This window comes from Streptomyces sp. NPDC001709, from assembly GCF_053596375.1.
In genome coordinates, this window is sequence record NZ_JBSFGB010000001.1 from 383,146 (window position 1) to 400,244 (window position 17,099).

General features: G+C 71.2%; 15 protein-coding genes. 8 read left to right on the forward strand and 7 right to left on the reverse strand.

Going from position 1 to position 17,099, the window contains the following annotated elements; all coding sequences use genetic code 11:
• Positions 1 to 4: 4 nt before the first annotated feature.
• Positions 5 to 514 carry a MarR family winged helix-turn-helix transcriptional regulator gene (locus tag ACWC0C_RS01950; RefSeq protein ID WP_449198682.1) on the reverse strand — a complete coding sequence of 170 codons (510 nt, stop codon included), beginning with the start codon at positions 512 to 514 and terminating at the stop codon, positions 5 to 7.
• A 166-nt stretch (positions 515 to 680) separates the two neighbouring features.
• Here ACWC0C_RS01950 and ACWC0C_RS01955 point away from each other — a divergent pair, with 166 nt between their 5' ends.
• Positions 681 to 1,448 (forward strand): dioxygenase family protein, encoded by a 768-nt coding sequence (locus ACWC0C_RS01955; RefSeq protein WP_450861132.1) that lies wholly within the window; start codon positions 681 to 683, stop codon positions 1,446 to 1,448.
• A 34-nt stretch (positions 1,449 to 1,482) separates the two neighbouring features.
• On the opposite strand, the gene ACWC0C_RS01960 is transcribed toward ACWC0C_RS01955, so the two are convergent.
• A complete protein-coding gene (locus tag ACWC0C_RS01960) occupies positions 1,483 to 2,001 on the reverse strand; it encodes an N-acetyltransferase family protein (RefSeq protein WP_450860884.1) in 519 nt (172 codons plus the stop codon).
• A 194-nt stretch (positions 2,002 to 2,195) separates the two neighbouring features.
• Between ACWC0C_RS01960 and ACWC0C_RS01965 the strand changes: the two genes are divergently transcribed.
• Together ACWC0C_RS01965 and ACWC0C_RS01970 are read left to right on the forward strand one after the other, a co-directional pair.
• Positions 2,196 to 3,194: a sigma-70 family RNA polymerase sigma factor gene (locus ACWC0C_RS01965; RefSeq protein WP_450860886.1), complete on the forward strand. Its 999-nt coding sequence runs from the start codon at positions 2,196 to 2,198 to the stop codon at positions 3,192 to 3,194.
• A 709-nt stretch (positions 3,195 to 3,903) separates the two neighbouring features.
• The gene (locus ACWC0C_RS01970) at positions 3,904 to 4,725 is read left to right on the forward strand and encodes a TetR/AcrR family transcriptional regulator (RefSeq protein ID WP_450860888.1); all 822 of its coding nucleotides are present in this window, start codon (positions 3,904 to 3,906) and stop codon (positions 4,723 to 4,725) included.
• Positions 4,726 to 4,863: 138 nt separating this feature from the next.
• On the opposite strand, the gene ACWC0C_RS01975 is transcribed toward ACWC0C_RS01970, so the two are convergent.
• Positions 4,864 to 5,850, reverse strand: a complete 987-nt coding sequence (locus tag ACWC0C_RS01975) for a helix-turn-helix transcriptional regulator (RefSeq protein WP_450860889.1) — start codon at positions 5,848 to 5,850, stop codon at positions 4,864 to 4,866.
• 62 nt (positions 5,851 to 5,912) lie between these two features.
• Here ACWC0C_RS01975 and ACWC0C_RS01980 point away from each other — a divergent pair, with 62 nt between their 5' ends.
• The 5 genes from ACWC0C_RS01980 (at position 5,913) to ACWC0C_RS02000 (ending at position 12,383) form a co-directional block, all read left to right on the forward strand.
• Complete coding sequence (locus ACWC0C_RS01980; RefSeq protein WP_450860890.1) at positions 5,913 to 7,427, forward strand: MFS transporter; 1,515 nt, start codon at positions 5,913 to 5,915, stop codon at positions 7,425 to 7,427.
• Between the two features lie 193 nt (positions 7,428 to 7,620).
• Entirely contained in the window at positions 7,621 to 8,382 is a 762-nt protein-coding gene (locus ACWC0C_RS01985) for a DeoR/GlpR family DNA-binding transcription regulator (RefSeq protein WP_449198676.1), read from the forward strand.
• On the forward strand, positions 8,379 to 9,326 hold the full coding sequence (gene pfkB / locus ACWC0C_RS01990; protein ID WP_450860892.1) for a 1-phosphofructokinase: 948 nt from the start codon (positions 8,379 to 8,381) through the stop codon (positions 9,324 to 9,326). The genes ACWC0C_RS01985 and pfkB overlap by 4 nt, the downstream gene beginning before the upstream one ends.
• A 418-nt stretch (positions 9,327 to 9,744) precedes the next feature.
• A complete protein-coding gene (locus tag ACWC0C_RS01995; RefSeq protein ID WP_450860894.1) occupies positions 9,745 to 12,012 on the forward strand; it encodes a PTS fructose transporter subunit IIABC in 2,268 nt (755 codons plus the stop codon).
• A gap of 119 nt (positions 12,013 to 12,131) precedes the next feature.
• Positions 12,132 to 12,383, forward strand: a complete 252-nt coding sequence (locus ACWC0C_RS02000) for a hypothetical protein (protein WP_450860895.1) — start codon at positions 12,132 to 12,134, stop codon at positions 12,381 to 12,383.
• Between the two features lie 86 nt (positions 12,384 to 12,469).
• On the opposite strand, the gene ACWC0C_RS02005 is transcribed toward ACWC0C_RS02000, so the two are convergent.
• The 4 genes from ACWC0C_RS02005 to ACWC0C_RS02020 form a co-directional block, all read right to left on the reverse strand.
• On the reverse strand, positions 12,470 to 13,216 hold the full coding sequence (locus ACWC0C_RS02005; RefSeq protein ID WP_450860897.1) for a DUF6227 family protein: 747 nt from the start codon (positions 13,214 to 13,216) through the stop codon (positions 12,470 to 12,472).
• Between the two features lie 157 nt (positions 13,217 to 13,373).
• Positions 13,374 to 14,591 carry a L,D-transpeptidase gene (locus ACWC0C_RS02010; protein WP_450860898.1) on the reverse strand — a complete coding sequence of 406 codons (1,218 nt, stop codon included), beginning with the start codon at positions 14,589 to 14,591 and terminating at the stop codon, positions 13,374 to 13,376.
• A gap of 165 nt (positions 14,592 to 14,756) precedes the next feature.
• Positions 14,757 to 15,782, reverse strand: a complete 1,026-nt coding sequence (locus tag ACWC0C_RS02015) for a P1 family peptidase (protein WP_450860900.1) — start codon at positions 15,780 to 15,782, stop codon at positions 14,757 to 14,759.
• A 37-nt stretch (positions 15,783 to 15,819) separates the two neighbouring features.
• Complete coding sequence (locus ACWC0C_RS02020; protein WP_450860902.1) at positions 15,820 to 17,058, reverse strand: low temperature requirement protein A; 1,239 nt, start codon at positions 17,056 to 17,058, stop codon at positions 15,820 to 15,822.
• Positions 17,059 to 17,099 lie beyond the last annotated feature (41 nt).

Consider the following 17,099-nt stretch of genomic DNA (forward strand, 5'->3'; position numbering starts at 1 on the left):
GGGCCTAGCGGAGCCAGGGCAGGTCCGCACCCGCTTCGTTGGGCTGGAGGCCCTCGGCGACGATCTCCATGATCTCGCCGAGGGTCTTCTGCTGTTCCGGGCTGAGCCGGTCGAACATCGCCTGCCGTACGGCCGCCACATGGCCGGGCGCGGTACGCCTCAGCACCTCGGCGCCCTCGTCGGTGAGCACCGCGAACTGGCCCCGCTTGTCGGAGGGGCAGTCCTCGCGCCGTACCCAGCCGTTCTTCTCCAGGCGCGCGATCGCGTGCGACAGCCGGGAGCGGGTGATCTTCGCCTGCATCGCCAGGTCGGTCATCCGCAGCCGGCGGCGCGGTGCCTCGGCGAGGCCGACGAGCAGGGCGTAGTAGATGTGCGGCATGCCCGCGTCGCGCTGCAGCTGCCGGTCGAGGTGGTCCTCCAGCAGGGTGGTGGCGTGCAGATAGGCGCGCCAGACGCGCTGTTCCTCGTCGCTGAGCCAGCGGGGCTGTGCGGCGGAGCCGGGTGCCGTGTTCATGTGTCCCACTGTACGAGGCGGCTCCTTGAAACTTGAACAAGTCGGGCGTACGGTGTTCCGCATAGAGCTTGAGAGTTAAAGCATCTGGAACGAATCCGGATCGACCGCTGGAGCCGCCGTCATGTCCACCACCGCAGCGGAGAGGTCCACGACCGGGCCGGAGCGCATGCCCGCCCTGTACCTCAGCCACGGCGCCCCGCCGCTCGCCGACGACCCCGTCTGGCCCGGCGAGCTCGCCGCCTGGTCCGCCGACCTGCCCCGCCCCAAGGCGATCCTCATGGTCTCCGCCCACTGGGAGGAGGCCCCGCTCGCCCTGGGCGCCGTCGAGACCGTCCCGCTCGTCTACGACTTCTGGGGCTTCCCCGAGCACTACTACCAGGTGCGGTACGACGCCCCTGGCGCCCCGGCGCTGGCCGAATCCGTACGCAAGCTGCTGCGCGCCCCCGGCACCCCCGTCCAGGACATCCCCGACCGCGGCCTCGACCACGGCGCCTACGTCCCCCTCGTCGAGATGTTCCCGGCCGCCGACATCCCCGTCCTGCAGATATCCATGCCGACGCTGGACCCGGTGCGGCTGATGGAGATCGGCCGCAAGCTGGCTCCGCTGCGCGACGAGGGCGTGCTGATCGTCGGCTCCGGCTTCTTCACCCACAACCTGGCCGCCCTGCGCCACACGGGCAACGGTGTGCCCAGCTGGTCGTCCGAGTTCGACGACTGGGGCCGACGCGCCCTGGAGGCCCGTGACTGGGACGCCCTGCTGGACTTCCTGAACAAGGCCCCGGCCGGCCGCTACGCCCACCCCCGCACCGAGCACTTCGCCCCCCTCTTCGTCACCATGGGCGCGGCGGAGGCGGGCGGCGAGCTGGACGCGCAGAAGTCGGTGATCGACGGGTTCTGGATGGGAATGGCGAAGCGGTCGGTGCAGTTCGGGTGAGGGACGGCCCCTTTCGGGAGGGCTCTTTTTTCGGCTACAGCTCTTTCTCGTACCAGGCCACGTCCCAGTAGCGGCCGAACTTGCGGCCGACCTCGCGGTACGTGCCGACGTACCGGAAGTCGAAACGGGCGTGCAGCCGCTCGGAGGCCTCGTTGGGCTGGGCGATCCCGGCGTAGGCGCGGTGTACGTCCTCGTTGGCCAGCGCCTTGAAGAGGGCGTCGTAGAGCAGTGTGCCGATGCCACCCCGCCCGGAGCCAGGGGCGAGGTACACCGAAACCTCCACGGATGTGACGTACGCGGGCTTCGGCCGGTAAGGGCTGGATGTGGCGTACCCCAGAATCTCCTGTGACTCCGTGTCCGTGGCAACCAACAGGCGGTGCGGGCCGTCTTCCGGGTGGGAGAGCAGCCAAGGGCGGCGCTCTTCCGGAGTGAAGATCGCGGTATCGAATGTGATGGCCGTCTCACGTACGTAGTGGTTGTAGATCGCGGTGAGGGCGTCGAGATCACTCTCGGCTCCCGGCCTGACCTGGACCTGTGTACGTTCCGTCGCCATCCCGCCTCCCTGTGTGGCGGAACAGGGTACTGCATGATCAGAAAAATTGGGGGGCGGGTTGGGAATTCTGTCCGGATTCCAGTCGTTGTTTCCCACGGATGCAGGGCACTCGGAGAGAGTCGCCAGAGACACTCCCCCCGATGCCGAGCGTTCAGCAGGACCACCCGCCAGCCCACCATCGCAAGGGAGCACGCATGGCAACCCGTGCCGTCGCCCGTCGTCAGTCCGCCTCCGGCGAGACGGTCGACTCGGCAAGCAGTGTTCGCGCCCATGGCGGCGAGATCGCGGACCGCGACCTGGTCGGCATGTACCTCGACGAGATCGCGCGTACGCCGCTGCTCGACGCCGCAAAGGAGGTCGAGCTGTCCCAGACCATCGAGGCGGGTGTCTTCGCGCAGCAGATCCTCGACGGTGAGGAGGAGTCCGCGGCGGATGCCTCCCGCGAGGAGCTGCAGGCCCTGGTCGACGCCGGTGAGCGGGCGAAGGACATCTTCATCCGTTCCAACCTCCGCCTGGTCGTGGCCGTCGCCCGCCGCTACCCGCGCAGTGGTCTGCCCCTGCTCGACCTGATCCAGGAGGGCAACGCCGGCCTGGTGCGCGCGGTCGAGAAGTTCGACTACCGCAAGGGCTTCAAGTTCTCGACGTACGCCACCTGGTGGATCCGTCAGGCCATCACCCGCTCCATCGCCGACCAGTCCCGCACGATCCGGCTCCCCGTCCACCTGGTGGAGGAGCTGGGCCGCATCCGGCGCGTGCAGCGCGAGTTCAACCGCGAGAACGGCCGCGACCCGGAGCCCGCGGAGATCGCCGCGGAGCTGGGCGCGACTCCGGAGCGCGTCATCGACGTCCTCGACTGGGCCCGTGACCCGGTCTCGCTGAACATGTCGGTGGACGACGAGGGCGAGACCCAGTTCGGCGACCTGCTGGAGGACACCTCCGCGGTCAGCCCCGAGCAGTCGGTGCTCACCCTGCTGCGCAGCGAGGAACTGGACGACCTGATCGGCCGCCTGGACCAGCGCACGGCCTCCATCATCAAGATGCGGTACGGCATCGAGGACGGCCGCGAGCGCACCCTGACCGAGGTCGGCAAGGAACACGGCCTGACCCGCGAACGTATCCGCCAGATCGAGAAGCACGCACTGCTCGAGCTGAAGAAGCTGGCCCGTAAGACGGGGTTCGACGCGGCGGCGTAACGGAGGTAGCCGGTATCGGTGCTGTGAAGGGGCGGTGGGGTACGGCATGGCACGGGGCACGGGGTCGGGGCCCCGGGCGCAGGGGCGTCGCGGGCGTGCGGCAACCGGCGGTGGCCGGTGGCGAGTTGTGCCCGGCGGCCCGCCGCTTCCCTGCGCGCGCGGGGTGCGTCGACTGTGCTGTGCCCGGCGGTGTGTGCTGTCTGGGGGCGTACGGTGCGCGGGGGCGTGTGATGCCTGTGGGCGTACGGTGCCTGGGGGAGCGCACGCCGGTGGCGGAAGACGGCGCAAACATGGCGTGGTCCCATCGCTTCAACTCCCGGGCCCGCGGGAACAACCCTTCCGGGCCCCACAGCAGCAGCCAAGCCCCGGGTAACCGCACTCCCCAAGCACCAGACTGACCGGCCGACCCCACGCAGCCCGCACCACCCAGCCACGTCCCGACGCACATCCCCCCCGGCGCCGGGACCTTCCCAAGCCGGGCTTCGGCGCCCATCCCCCCTGGGTGCCGAGGCCCGGCTTCATCTTTGTGCGTAGTCCGTAGGCCGGGCTTCGATTTCTGTGACGGCGCACCCGAAGCGTTCAAGTCACCACGGGCGATAGGGCGGTGGGGCGGCGGTGGCGCATCCTGGGACGGCGGCCCACCCCGTACCTGAACCCCGGGGTGGACCGCCGGATGGCAGATTCTGCCACACGGACATAACCTGCCGGGATGAGCACCACCCCCGGCACCACCCCCAGCGCCGCCCACCAGCAGTTTTCCGCCCCCGCACCGGTCTCGCTGACCGAGCGCCGCAAGGCCGAGACCCGGACGGAGATCGCCCGCGCGGCAGCCGCCCTGTTCGTCCGCCAGGGCCTGCGGGCGACCCGCGCCGAGGACATCGCGCAGGCCGCGGGGATCGCACCGCGTACGTTCTACCGTTACTTCGCCACCAAGGAGGAAGCGGTCGCTCCCCTCTACGCGGTGGGTGCCCAGCGCTGGACCGACGCGGTCCGCTCGGCCCCGGCCCACCTCACCGTCCCGGAGGCCCTGGAACACGCCGTCCACCACACCCTCACCCCCGGCATCGGCGTCTCGGCGGCGTCCTGGGAATGGGTCCGCACCCTGATCCGCCTGGCCGACACCAGCCCCGCACTGCGCAAGGTCTGGGCGGAGGTGTGCCAGGAGTCGGACCAGACCCTGGCCGGGATCCTCGTGACCCGGATGACGCCAACTGAGGGCGACAGCGGCTCAGTTGGGGGCACCGGAACCGGTGAAGTCAAGCCAGGTGCGGGGGACGGTGACGGGCGCGGGGCGCATGAAGGGCGCGGTGGGCACGCGGGGCGCACCGACGTTGCCTCACACCCCGCGACTCCCGCACCGGTCACCCCGGCCCTCCGCTTCGCCGCAGCCGTCGCCGGCGCCGCCGTCCGGGTGGCCGTGGAGTCCTGGGCGGCCACATCCTCCCCGCCCACAGGCCCGCAGGGTCCCGCGGCCCTGGCGCTGCGCAACCTCCATTGCTTGCGGGACTTCGGATGGGGCGGTGAAGGCTAGGGCCACACCCAGGCCACGCGCCGCAGGGAAGCCCTCACTGCGGGCTGGCGAAGTCCTCACCGTCGGTCGGCGAAGCCCTCCCCGCCGGTCGGCGAAGCCCTCACCGTCGGCCGATGAAGCCCTCATGTCCGGAAGCTCTCACTGCGGAGAAGCCCCAGGACCACCCGCCGCCGCCCGGCTCAGCCTCCCACCCAACTCCCGTACGGCCGCCACTAGTTCACCGGGCTCCCGCACCGCGAACTCGTATCCCGTCATCGCCAGCCGCATCACCAGCCACTCCACGGGATCGCCGGAGGTGCCACGCAGGACGCAACCGCCCTCGCCGTCGTCCTCCGGTACCCCGAGCCACGCCGGCACCTTCACGGAGACCTGCCCCGCCGGTGCGGCGAACCGCACCGTGAACTCGTATGTCTCCTGCCGCCGGTGGATGGAGCGCCGCAGATACTCGGCGGCGCTCCCCGTCGGCAACTCCCGTGGTGCGAACCGGACTCCGGTCGCGAACGGTTCGCTCACCCGGTCCACCCGGAAGGTGCGCCAGTCGGCGCGGTCGAGGTCATAGGCGACGAGATACCAGCGCCGCCCGGTCGACACCAGCCGGTGCGGCTCCGTCAGCCGCCGGGACTCGCCCCCTTCCTTGTCGCGGTAGGCGAATCGCAGCCGCTCGTGCCCCGCCACCGTCGAGGCCATGACGGTCAGCGTCTCCGGCGCGATGCTTGCCCCGTCCCCGCTGGTCAGCAGGGTGGTCGCCGCCTGCAGCGTGGACACCCGGTGGCGCAGCCGGGCCGGCAGCACCTGCTCCAGCTTGGCCAGGGCTCGTACGGACGCCTCGTCCACGCCCTCCACCGCGTGGCCGGCACCGGCGCGCAGCCCCACCGCGATCGCCACCGCCTCCTCGTCGTCCAGCACCAGCGGCGGCATCGCCTTGCCCGCCACCAGCCGGTACCCGCCGTCCGCGCCCTTCGTGGCCTGCACCGGATAGCCCAGCTCCCGCAGCCGGTCGATGTCCCGCCGCACGGTACGCCGCGACACCCCGAGCCGCTCGGCGAGCTCCCCACCGGGCCACTCACGCGGAGTCTGGAGGAGTGACAGGAGCTGCAAGAGCCTCGCGGGTGTGTCGGTAGTCATGCATACGAGAATGCCGCAGGATTAGGACATGATCTGACCTAATGGAGGCCTACGTTCACCTCATGACCTCGACCGACCGCAACACGCCCCGCGAACTCATCCCCGACCGAAGCCGTTGGCTGGCCCTGACCATCGTCATGGCCGCGGCCTTCATGGACCTGGTGGACGTGACGATCGTCAACATCGCCATCCCGTCCATCCAGCGGAGCGCTCACGCCTCGGTCAGCCAGATCCAGTGGGTGACCGCCGGCTACGCCCTCGCCTTCGCCGCAGGCCTCATCACCGGCGGCCGTCTCGGTGACATCCACGGCCGCAAACGGCTCTTCCTGATCGGTGTCGGCGGCTTCACCCTCGCCTCCGCCCTGTGCGGTCTCGCCGCGAACCCGGAGATGCTGGTCGCCTCCCGCATCCTGCAGGGCGGTATGGCGGCGATGATGGTGCCGCAGGTGCTGTCGATCGTGCACGCCACCTTCCCGGCCCACGAACGCGGCAAGGTGTTCGGTCTGTTCGGCGCGGTCGTCGGCCTGGGCGCGGTCTCCGGACCGCTGCTCGGCGCGCTGCTGACCGAGTGGAACCTGTTCGGCCTCGAATGGCGGCCCATCTTCCTCATCAACCTCCCCGTCGGCGTGCTGGCCTGGATGCTGGGCCGCCGCTTCATCACCGAGTCGAAGGCCCCCAAGGCGCTGAAACTGGACCTCGTTGGTGTCGCCCTGGTCTCGCTGGGTCTGCTCATGCTGCTCTACCCGCTCACCCGCGGCCGCGAGCTGGGCTGGCCACTGTGGGGGTACATCTGCATGGCCGGCGCGTTCGTCGTCTTCGTGGCGCTGGTGTCGTACGAAAAACGGAAGGCCGCCCGGGACGGTTCCCCGCTCATCGAACTGTCCCTCTTCCGGGTGAAGAGCTTCGCCGCGGGTATCGCCGTACAGACCGTCTTCGGTGTCGCGCTCGGCATCTTCTTCCTGGTCTGGACGCTGTACATGCAGGTCGGCCTGGGCTGGAGCCCGCTGCGGGCCGGGTTGACGGGCGTGCCGTTCTCCCTCGCGGTGTCCACGGCGGCCGGGATGTCGGTGCAGCAGCTGGTCCCGCGGTTCGGCCGGAAGGTGCTCCAGGCGGGCGCGCTGGTCATGGGCGTGGGCGTACTGCTCTATCTGTGGGAGGCGCACCGGTACGGCCTCGCCATCGCCTCCTGGCAGATGGCCCTGCCGCTGGTCGTGATGGGCGTTGGCATGGGGCTGATCGTCGCCCCGCTGACCGACGCGGTGCTCTCGGAGGTGCCGCGCGAGCACGCCGGTTCCGCGTCCGGGCTGATCAACACGGTGCAGCAGATGGGCAACGCGCTCGGCCTGGGGCTCGTGTCGGTGGTGTTCTTCGGTGAGATCGGCGACGGGCTGGCCCCGGAGCAGGTCGGCCCGGCCTTCGTGCACGCCTTCCAGCACGCGCTGTGGTGGGTCGCCGGGATCATGGGCGCGATCTTCCTGCTGATGTCGGCCCTGCCGAAGCGGCCCGCGCAGCATGTCGAGGGGGCGGTGGACGAGGAGCTGCCGGTGGGCGAGAAGGAACCCGTACTGGTGCCCTGAACAGGCACGACGAGGGCCCGGTACCGATCAGGTGCCGGGCCTCTCTGCTGTTTCGGACACAGTCGGAAGTCCGATCATGCCCGATTCAAGTCTGAACCTGTTTACTTTCCGGAAATCCGGGCGTAGTCTCGCATCGAAACCACACGTTCGGGCATCAGCTGGAAGCGAACAGACACGGGCGGAGGCCAACGACATGTACGCACCGGAACGGCAGCAGGAGATCCTCCGGCTCGCACGTGACGGCGGCCGGGTGGACGTACTGTCGCTCGCCGAGGAGTTCCAGGTCACCGCGGAAACGATCCGCCGCGATCTGAAGGCTCTCGACCGGGCCGGCCTCGTCCGCCGCGTGCACGGCGGCGCCATCCCGGTCGGCCGCCTCGACTTCGAACCGGACCTCAGCGAACGCGAGTCCACCGCGGCCGACGAGAAGGACCGCATCGCCAAGGCGGCCCTCGCCGAACTGCCGACCGAGGGCACGATGATCCTCGATGCTGGTACGACGGTCGCCCGGGTCGCCGCCGCGATCCCGCTGGAGGCGTCCCTGACCGTCGTCACGCACAGCCTGCCCATCGCCGCCCGCCTCGCCGACCACCCGGGCATCCAGCTCCACCTGGTCGGGGGGCGCGTACGCCACCGCACGCGCGCCGCCGTGGACGCCTGGGCGCTGCGCGCATACGGCGAGATCCGCGCGGACGTGCTGTTCGTGGCCGCGAACGGCTTCTCCGCCGAGCACGGTCTGACCACACCGGACCTCGCCGAGGCCGCGGTCAAGCGGGCCGCGGTCGCCGCCGCCCGCCGCGTGGTGCTGCTGGCCGACTCCTCCAAGCACGGCCAGGAGCACTTCGCCCGCTTCGGTGCCCTGAGCGACGTGGACCTGCTGATCACCGACAGCGGGCTGAGCCCCGAGGACGCCGCCGTCATCGAGCGCGGCGGCACGGAAGTAGTGCGCGCATGATCCTCACCGTCACCCCCAACCCCTCCCTCGACCGCACCTACGAGGTCCAGGCCCTCAAGCGCGGCGAGGTCATCCGTGCCGAAACCGAGCGCATGGACCCCGGCGGCAAGGGCGTGAACGTCGCGCGCGCCGTCGCGGCCGCCGGCCAGCGCACGCTCGCCGTGCTGCCCCTGGGTGGTGCGCCGGGGGCGCTCGTCGCCGAGCTGCTCGACGCGCAGGGCATCGAGGTCGCGCCGGTCCCGATCGCCGGCGCCACCCGCTCCAACATCGCGCTCGCCGAGTCCGACGGGGTCCTCACCAAGATCAACGCGCCGGGTCCGGAGCTGTCGGCGGCCGAGCAGGCCCTGCTGCTGGTCACCGTCCGCGAGCACTCCCGTGACGCCGACTGGATCGCGTGCTGCGGGAGCCTGCCCGGGGGGCTCGCGCCCTCGTGGTACGCCGATGTCGTCACGGAGGCGCACGCCGGGGGCGCGCGTATCGCACTGGACACCTCGGGGCGTGCGCTTCTGGAGGCGCTGGGCGCGCGGCCGGATGTGGTGAAGCCGAACGCCGAGGAACTCGCGGAGGCCGTCGGGCGCCCGCTCGCGACCGTGGGCGACGCGCTGAAGGCGGCCGAGGAGGTGCGCGGCATGGGCGCGCGCGCCGTGCTCGCGAGCCTGGGCGCCGACGGGCAGCTCCTCGTGGAGGACGCCGGCGCGTGGTTCGGCACCGCGCGCGTGGATACCGTCCGCAGCAACGTCGGCGCCGGTGACTCCTCCCTCGCCGGCTTCCTGATCGCCGGCGGCAGCGGCCCCGAGGCCCTCGCCTCCGCCGTCGCCCACGGCGCCGCCGCCGTCCAGCTCCCCGGCAGCGTCATGCCGACCCCCGCCGACCTGGACCCGGCCGCGGTGACCGTCACGGCCGACATCCCCCTCGACCGCGAGCTGACGGAGCCGGTCTCATGAACGCGCTCGCCCTGCACGCCACCCGCCCCGGCACCCGGCGGTTGGGCGCACGCAGCGCACCCGCAGCCCAGGGCGTATGGACCGTGCCGGGCCCCCAGAACCCATGGACCGCGTCGGCACCCCGGGACGTGCGCACCGCGTCCGCACCCCGGGACGTGCGCACCGCGTCGGTACCCCGGGACGTACGAACCGCGTCCGCACCCCAGGACGCATGCACCGCGTCCGCACCCCAGGACGCACACACCGCATCCGCACCCCAGGACGCACCCACCCGGCCTGCCTCGAAGCGGCGAGGTTCCCCGGGAAGGCGGGGTTTCCCCGGCCCCGCATCCCGAACGGCCTCATCCCCCCACCGCACCCCCGTCCCCCCTTACGCCCACCCCTCTCCCCGGGCGATACGCGTGCATAGGAGCCCGCGATGAGCGACATGATCACCGTGGACCTGGTCGACCTCGACCTGTCCGCCGACACCAAGGAAGCGGCGGCGCGCGCCCTCGCCGAGCGCATGGTGGCTCAGGGCCGGGTGACCGACCTGGAGGGCTTCCTCGTCGACGTCGCCGCCCGCGAGGCCCAGATGCCGACCGGCCTCGACGGCGGCATCGGCATCCCGCACTGTCGCAGCGCCCACGTCACCGAGCCGAGCCTCGCCTTCGGCCGCAGCGCCACCGGCATCGACTTCGGCGCCGCGGACGGCCCGGCCGACCTCATCTTCCTGATCGCGGCACCCTCCGGTGCCGACGACGCCCACCTCACGATCCTCTCCTCGCTGGCCCGCCAGCTGATGAACGCCGAGTTCACCTCGGCGCTGCGCGCGGTGACCGACGCGGGGACGGCGGCGGCGCTGATCCGCGGGGACGAGGCACCGGCTGCGGCGCAGCTGCCGGCGGCGTCTGCGGGGACGGGCGCGGGCGCGGAGGCGAGCGCGGGCGCTGGCGGGGCCGCGAGCGCTGGGAGCGCGGACTCGGGCGCGGGCGCGAACGCGGCGACGGGCGCTTCGCAGGGCGCCGCCTGCGCCTCGGACGCCCCTGAAGACACCGCTGCGACGCCGGTGGCGGCCTCCGCCGGCGCCGCAGCGGTCACCACGGCGCCTGCGCCGGGCGCATCCGCCCCGGCGCAGGTGGCCCCCACGGGCGCCGCTGCCACCGGAGACTCCGGGGACTCCGGGGATTCCGGCGAGCGTCCCTTCCGTATCGTCGCCGTCACCTCCTGCCCGACCGGGATCGCGCACACCTACATGGCGGCCGAGTCCCTGGAGAACGCGGGCCGTGCCGCGGGCGTCGAGGTCTTCGTCGAAACCCAGGGCTCGGCCGGCTTCACCCGGCTGGACCCGGCGGTGATCGCGGCGGCGGACGGCGTGATCTTCGCGCACGACCTCCCGGTACGCGACAAGGACCGCTTCGCCGGCAAGGCGACCGTCGACGTCGGAGTGAAGGCGGGCATCAACCGTCCCGCCGAACTCATCACGGAGGTGCGCGAGAAGGCGGCGCGCGGCGAGGCGAGCGCGCCGGCGCCGGTGTCGGGCCGCACGCCGGTCGAGCGCGCGGGCGACTCCACCGAGGGCTACGGCTCCAAGCTCCGCAAGTGGCTGATGAGCGGCGTGAGTTACATGGTTCCGTTCGTCGCCGCGGGCGGCCTCCTCATCGCCCTGGGCTTCGCGATCGGCAGCTACAAGATCAACAAGGCGCCGTCGGTGATGGACCACTTCGTGTGGACCCAGGCCGACAGCTGGGGCGCCTTGCTGTTCCAGATCGGCGTGGTCTCCTTCGGCTTCCTGGTCCCGGTGCTGGCCGGCTACATCGCCTACGGCATGGCCGACCGGCCCGGTCTGATCCCCGGCTTCGTCGGCGGTGCGATCTCGGTGACCATCAACGCCGGCTTTCTCGGCGGCCTGGTGGCCGGTCTGATCGCCGGTGGCGTGGTGATGGCGATCCAGAAGGTGCGGATCCCCCCGGCGTTGCGCGGCATCATGCCGGTGGTGGTGATCCCGCTGATCTCCTCGGCGATCGTCGGATTCCTGATGTTCGTCGTGATCGGCAAGCCCATCGCCACCGCCCAGAAGGGCCTCACCGACTGGCTGAACAGCCTCACCGGCACCAACGCGATCCTGCTCGGCGCCCTGCTCGGCCTGATGATGTGCTTCGACCTGGGCGGCCCGGTCAACAAGGTCGCCTACACCTTCGCCACCGCGGGTATCGCGGTCTCGAACCCCGGCGACTCCGCGATGAAGATCATGGCCGCGGTGATGGCGGCCGGCATGGTCCCGCCGCTGGCGATGGCCCTGGCCACCACCGTGCGCGGCAGGCTCTTCACCCAGACCGAGCGCGAGAACGGCAAGGCCGCCTGGGTCCTGGGCGCCTCCTTCATCTCCGAGGGCGCGATCCCGTTCGCGGCGGCCGACCCGCTGCGCGTGATCCCCTCGTCGATGGTCGGCGGCGCGCTCACCGGCGCCCTGTCGATGGCCTTCGGCGCCACTCTGCGCGCCCCGCACGGCGGCATCTTCGTGGTCCCGCTGATCGGGAACCCGTTCCTGTACCTCGTCGCCATCGCGGCCGGTGTCGGCGCCAGCACTGCTCTGGTCGTGTTCCTCAAGGGCATGCGCAAGCAGACCCCTGACGGATCGGCCACCGGTCCCGCCGCGAACGCCGCCACCACGCCGAAGGGGACCAAGCAGCCCGTGGCGGCCTGACCACCGCGGCCGCGCCGCCGCACCTTGTCCCTTTAGTTCGCTGTGAGTTGTTCACGGCACCTGCGAGATACGTCACGGTCCGGGGCCAAAGTCCCGGACCGTGGTGTGTACTGGGACGCATGCCTGAGCACGTCCCGACTCTCCAGCTGATCGGCGTGGCCGTCCTCGCTGTGGCCGCCGTCGCATGGGCCGTCGTCCTGACGCGCCTGCTGCGCCGTGCGCGCCTCCAGGCCCCCGCCCGGCCGGCCACCGCGCTGCTCCCGGCCCTGCCGCGCCAGCGGCGGACAGGCCCCGCGCTGGAGTCCGTCGAGCTGACGCCCGCCGAACAGGACGCCTTCGCGGGTCTGGCACGGCAACTCGCGGGCGGCTGACGGCGAAACGGCGCCCGAACGCCGTAGCACCAACGGCTCCCGAACGCCGTAACGCCCCGTGAGCCGGGCTCACGCCGTCGTGCGCGCTACCCCTGCCGCGCCGCGCGCCGCTCCATGGCGTCCCGGGCCGCGTCCTCCGACATGTAGACCTCGCACATGTGCCGCCCGTCCGGCGTCGCCGTGTGCTCGACCTCCCACAGGGAGACCTCGCTGCCGTCCGGCAGCAGGAACGCGTGCTCGTACAGCGCGTAGCTCAGCCCCGCGCGTCCGGCGCGCCCCGGGCGTCCGAATGCCTGCGTGATCTGGTGCGCGGTCGCCGTCGCCAGCAGCGCCGCCGTCTCCGCGTCCGGCCGGTCAGGGTTCTCCGCACGGCGCAGAAGCCGGCGCGCGTGGTCCGCCGAGTCGTCGGAGACGAACACGTGCCGAGGCTCCGGTATCGCCCACAGCCGCATCAGCGTGGGCAGCTCGAACTCCGTTGTGTCCGGGGGCATCCCGAGCCGCGCCGTGGCCGCCTGCAGCTCCTCCTCGTCGACGTACACCTCGTGCTCCGGGGCACCGCCCGGCGTGGGGTTGTGCACGAGCTCCCACAGCGTGACAGCGGAGCCGTCGGCGAGCAGCCAGGTGTGCCGGTACGTCTCTCGGTGCAGCCCCGCGCTGTGGTACGCGGAGTGCAGCGAACTGTCGTGCGCCAGCGCATGGTCGAGCAGCCGTATGACCTTGTCGGGCAGCTCGAAGGAGTTCAGGGCACGGCCGAGGAGCCGCTCGAGATGCTCCTCCGGAGACTCGGGCGACTCGGCTGATTCGTACGCTGCCGTCTCGTACGGAACGCTCAAGGCATCTCCCGGCGTTGCTGCATGTCACCTTGTGGGTGCATACCGTAGCCCCTCGGTCGGACATCATGTCCGGGAACCGAGAAAACGTACGCCGGGAAAACGCGCGGGCCGCGCGAAAAGTTCCCGCGCGGCCCCTCGTCACGTCAAAAGCCGCCGCTCAGACGGCACTTCCCGCCGTCCAGGCGCTCCACGACATGTTCCATCCGTTGAGCCCGTTGTCCGGGGCGACCGTCGAGTCGGGGGAGTTCTTCACGATCACGACGTCACCGATGAGCGAGTTGTCGAAGAACCACTTGGCCGGTGTGGCGCTCTGCCCGCCCTGCACGTCCGCGAGGCCGACACAGCCATGGCTGGTGCCCTCGCGGCCGAAGGGCGGATTGCCCTTGCTGTACCAGTAGTTGCCGTGGAGGAAGGTGCCGGAGTTCGTCAGGCGCATCGCGTGCGGGACGTCCGGGATGTTGTACGCGTTGCCGAGGCCGACCGTCCGGCTGTCCATGGGGGTCTGCGTGAACTTCTCGGAGATCACCATCTGCCCGTTGTACGTGGTGTGATCCGGGCTGCCGGTGGAGATCGGAATCGTCTTGATCGTCTTGCCGTCCCGCACCACGGTCATGGTCTGCGTGTCGGCGTCCACCGTGGAGACCTGCGAGCGCCCGATGACGAAGGAGACGGTCTTCTTCTGCACCCCGTAGACGCCTTTCGCGCCCTGGACCCCGTCCAGGGCGATCCTCATCGTGACCTTGGAGCCGGCCTTCCAGTACTCCTGCGGCCGGAAGTCCAGCCGCCGGTCCCCGAACCAGTGCCCGACCACCTGCTGGCCACTGCTGGAGCTGACCGTGATGTGCGACTGCACGGTCTTCTTGTCGGTGATCGACTTGTCGAACGTGAACGACACCGGCATGCCCGCCCCGACCGTGCTGCCGTTGTCCGGGGAGTAGGTGCCGACGAAACTGTTCGCCGACGTGACGGTGGTGAAGATGGACTTGGTCGCCGTGGTGCGCCCGTCGGCGTCCTTCGCGGTCGCGTCTATCTCGTACTTCGTACCGCGCTCCAGCTGCTGCTTCGGCTTCCAGCTGCTGCCGTCCGCCGCTATCGCCCCGGCCACGGTCTGCCCCGTCCCCGCCACGGTCATCTTCACTTCGGTCAGCTTGCCGCCGCTGGCCGTCACACCGGTCGCGTTGATGGACGCGCCGGTCGATCCGTCCCTGGCCGAGATCACGACCTTCGCCGTCGACGCCTTCGGGGAGTCCTTGCCGCCCTTGCCGTCATCGGTGGCGTTGGCGCTGCCACCGCAAGCGGTCAGGGCGAGGCTGCCGACCACCAGGGCGGCACAGGCCCCCAGTACGCGCCGCGCTGCAATGTCCGGCGTTGTCACGGGCTGCTCCAGGTTCGTGTGATGTGCGTGATCCGTTCCAGTGCGTCATGAAAGAGGGCACTGGTGCCCGGGAAGGTTCCTCGCGTTCCCGGTGAACGCCATCACGTGACAGAACCGCGACAATTCACGCCCTACGGGGCCTGCCTCCGATGGTCGGCACCACCCCTACCGCGCCCCGTACAACTCCCCGTACGACGGCCACGCCCCGCCCGGCCCGTCCACCGACTCCGCGGCGCGCACGCCCCGCACGATCGCGCGCGTCACCATGTCCGCCCCGGCCGCGAGGATGTCGTTGAGCGCCAACGGGTGCTCGGCGAGCGGGCGCGCGCCGGTCGCCAGTGCGAACACCGTGTCGCCGTCGTTCATGAGGTGCACCGGCCGAACGGCGCGCGCGATCCCGTCGTGCGCCGTGCCCGCCAGCTTCTGCGCCTGCGCCTTGGAGAGGCTCGCGTCGGTCGCGACCACCGCCAGCGTCGTGTTGAGCGGGGGCGGCGTGTACGTGGCAGCGGTTTCGTCGAGGCGTCTGCGCGCGGCCTCGTGCACACGCTCCTCGGGATACTCCACCCGCCCCTGGCACAGCTCCCCGTACAGCGCTCCCGTCCCGGGTTCGATCACCGACCCCGCAGCGTTCACCACCACCAGCGCGGCCACCGTGACACCCGAGTCGAGCACCGTGCTCGCGGTGCCCACCCCGCCCTTGATCCGCCCCGCCACGGCGCCCGCACCGGCACCGACACACCCCTCTGCCACCCGAGCTCCCGGCGCGCTCGCCGCCGCGGCCTCCACCGCCGCGCGTCCCGTCGCCGCGTCCGGCCGCGCACCGAACTGCCCTCCGCGTCCCAGGTCGAAGACGCACGCGGCGGGCACGACCGGCACGACATGCGCCGGATCCGGTCCCACCCGCACTCCGCGACCCTGCTCCTCCAGCCAGGCCATCACCCCGGACGCCGCGTCGAGCCCGTACGCGCTGCCACCGGTCAGCACGACCGCGTCGACCCGGTGCACCACGTTGCGCGGGTCGAGCGCGTCGGTCTCCCTGGTGCCGGGGCCACCGCCGCGCACGTCCACGGCGACGACCGCGCCGTCTTGCGGAGCGAGGACGACCGTGGTGCCGGTGAGCCAGCCGTCCCCGCTGCGGGTGGCGTGCCCCACGCGCACCCCGGCGACATCCGTGATCGCGTCAACTGTCATGGGGGCCAGTCTCGCCGGTCCAGGCGCCCGAGAGGAGTCAGCCGGCCGGAGCGGTGGCGCTCGCCGCACGCTCGCGTCTGACCATGCGCGCCGTCAGCGTCACTCCGGTGGCGACCGCGCCCGAGGAGACGAGCCCGGCCGCGAGCACCGCCCAGTCGCCCAGGAAGGTGCAGCAGATCACCAGCAGCGCCGTGGCCGGGAGCACCAACTGCTGGGCGATGCCGACCTTGAAGTGCCGAGAGTGCAGCGCCCAGACGGTCAGCAGATACAGCGCCGTGGGCAGCGTCACCGCTGCCGACGCCGACAGCGTGGAGATGTGGGTCTTGCCGACCGTGTGTTCCACGGCCACCTCCAGGCCGGCGCCGATCGCCGCGACGGAGGCGAAGATCAGGTAGTGGCCGTAACCCCACAGGAACGCCTGCCCGTTGGCCCGCAGATGGCCGTGGATGGGGACCACGAAATAGATCCACCACGCGGAGTAGACGATCAGGAGGCCGCCGGCCGCGATCGGCAGCAGCTCACCCAGCGCGTTGTGCTCGTCGAAGGCCCCCTTCACGGCGACGGTGGCCGCGGCGATCGTCTCGCCGAGCACGATGATGGTGAACAGGCCGTACCGTTCGGCGATGTGATGCGGATGCCAGGAGGTCTCGTGATGCCTCTCGGCGTAGAGCGGCACGCACATCTCGGCGATCGCCATCACGAGGAACACCCACGGCCGCGCGGGCCTGGGCAGCAGCAGCAGCCCGAGCCAGCCGACCTGGCACAGCAGCACGCCGCACACGTACCGCAACGCCGTGGTTCGCTCGGCGCCCTCGGCCGATCTCGCGGCTCTCAGCCACTGTGCGGCCATCGCCAGTCGCATGATCACGTAGCCGAGCCAGACCACCAGGTAGTCGTGCTGCTGGAAGGCCCGGGAGATTCCCGCGGCCAGCACCAGGACGCCGGCGATCTGCACCAGGGTGACGACCCGGTACAGCGCGTCGTCGTTGTCGTACGCCGAGGCGAACCAGGTGAAGTTCATCCAGGCCCACCAGATGGCGAAGAACTGCATGGCGTAGTTGAGGATTCCGCTGCCCGCGTGCCCTTCGGCGACGGCGTGCACCAGTTGTACGCCCGCCTGTGCGATCGCCACGACGAAGCACAGGTCGAAGAAGAGCTCCAGCGGTGACGAGACCCGGTGCGCCTCGTCGCGCCCGCGCGCGGTGAGCCGTCGCAGGGGGCCGGAGGGCTTTGGCGCGCCCGGGGAGGCGGGCGCCGGAGCGGAACTCGACGTCATGCCTCCCAGGACAGCAGAAATCCGCCCCGAAATCTTGTGAA

Bases quoted from the DNA above. Each gene is read 5' to 3' on its own strand.
- ACWC0C_RS01950 (WP_449198682.1), bottom strand. From the start codon at position 514: ATGAACACGGCACCCGGCTCCGCCGCACAGCCCCGCTGGCTCAGCGAC.
- ACWC0C_RS01955 (WP_450861132.1), top strand. From the start codon at position 681: ATGCCCGCCCTGTACCTCAGCCACGGCGCCCCGCCGCTCGCCGACGAC.
- ACWC0C_RS01960 (WP_450860884.1), bottom strand. From the start codon at position 2,001: ATGGCGACGGAACGTACACAGGTCCAGGTCAGGCCGGGAGCCGAGAGT.
- ACWC0C_RS01965 (WP_450860886.1), top strand. From the start codon at position 2,196: ATGGCAACCCGTGCCGTCGCCCGTCGTCAGTCCGCCTCCGGCGAGACG.
- ACWC0C_RS01970 (WP_450860888.1), top strand. From the start codon at position 3,904: ATGAGCACCACCCCCGGCACCACCCCCAGCGCCGCCCACCAGCAGTTT.
- ACWC0C_RS01975 (WP_450860889.1), bottom strand. From the start codon at position 5,850: ATGACTACCGACACACCCGCGAGGCTCTTGCAGCTCCTGTCACTCCTC.
- ACWC0C_RS01980 (WP_450860890.1), top strand. From the start codon at position 5,913: ATGACCTCGACCGACCGCAACACGCCCCGCGAACTCATCCCCGACCGA.
- ACWC0C_RS01985 (WP_449198676.1), top strand. From the start codon at position 7,621: ATGTACGCACCGGAACGGCAGCAGGAGATCCTCCGGCTCGCACGTGAC.
- pfkB (WP_450860892.1), top strand. From the start codon at position 8,379: ATGATCCTCACCGTCACCCCCAACCCCTCCCTCGACCGCACCTACGAG.
- ACWC0C_RS01995 (WP_450860894.1), top strand. From the start codon at position 9,745: ATGAGCGACATGATCACCGTGGACCTGGTCGACCTCGACCTGTCCGCC.
- ACWC0C_RS02000 (WP_450860895.1), top strand. From the start codon at position 12,132: ATGCCTGAGCACGTCCCGACTCTCCAGCTGATCGGCGTGGCCGTCCTC.
- ACWC0C_RS02015 (WP_450860900.1), bottom strand. From the start codon at position 15,782: ATGACAGTTGACGCGATCACGGATGTCGCCGGGGTGCGCGTGGGGCAC.
- ACWC0C_RS02020 (WP_450860902.1), bottom strand. From the start codon at position 17,058: ATGACGTCGAGTTCCGCTCCGGCGCCCGCCTCCCCGGGCGCGCCAAAG.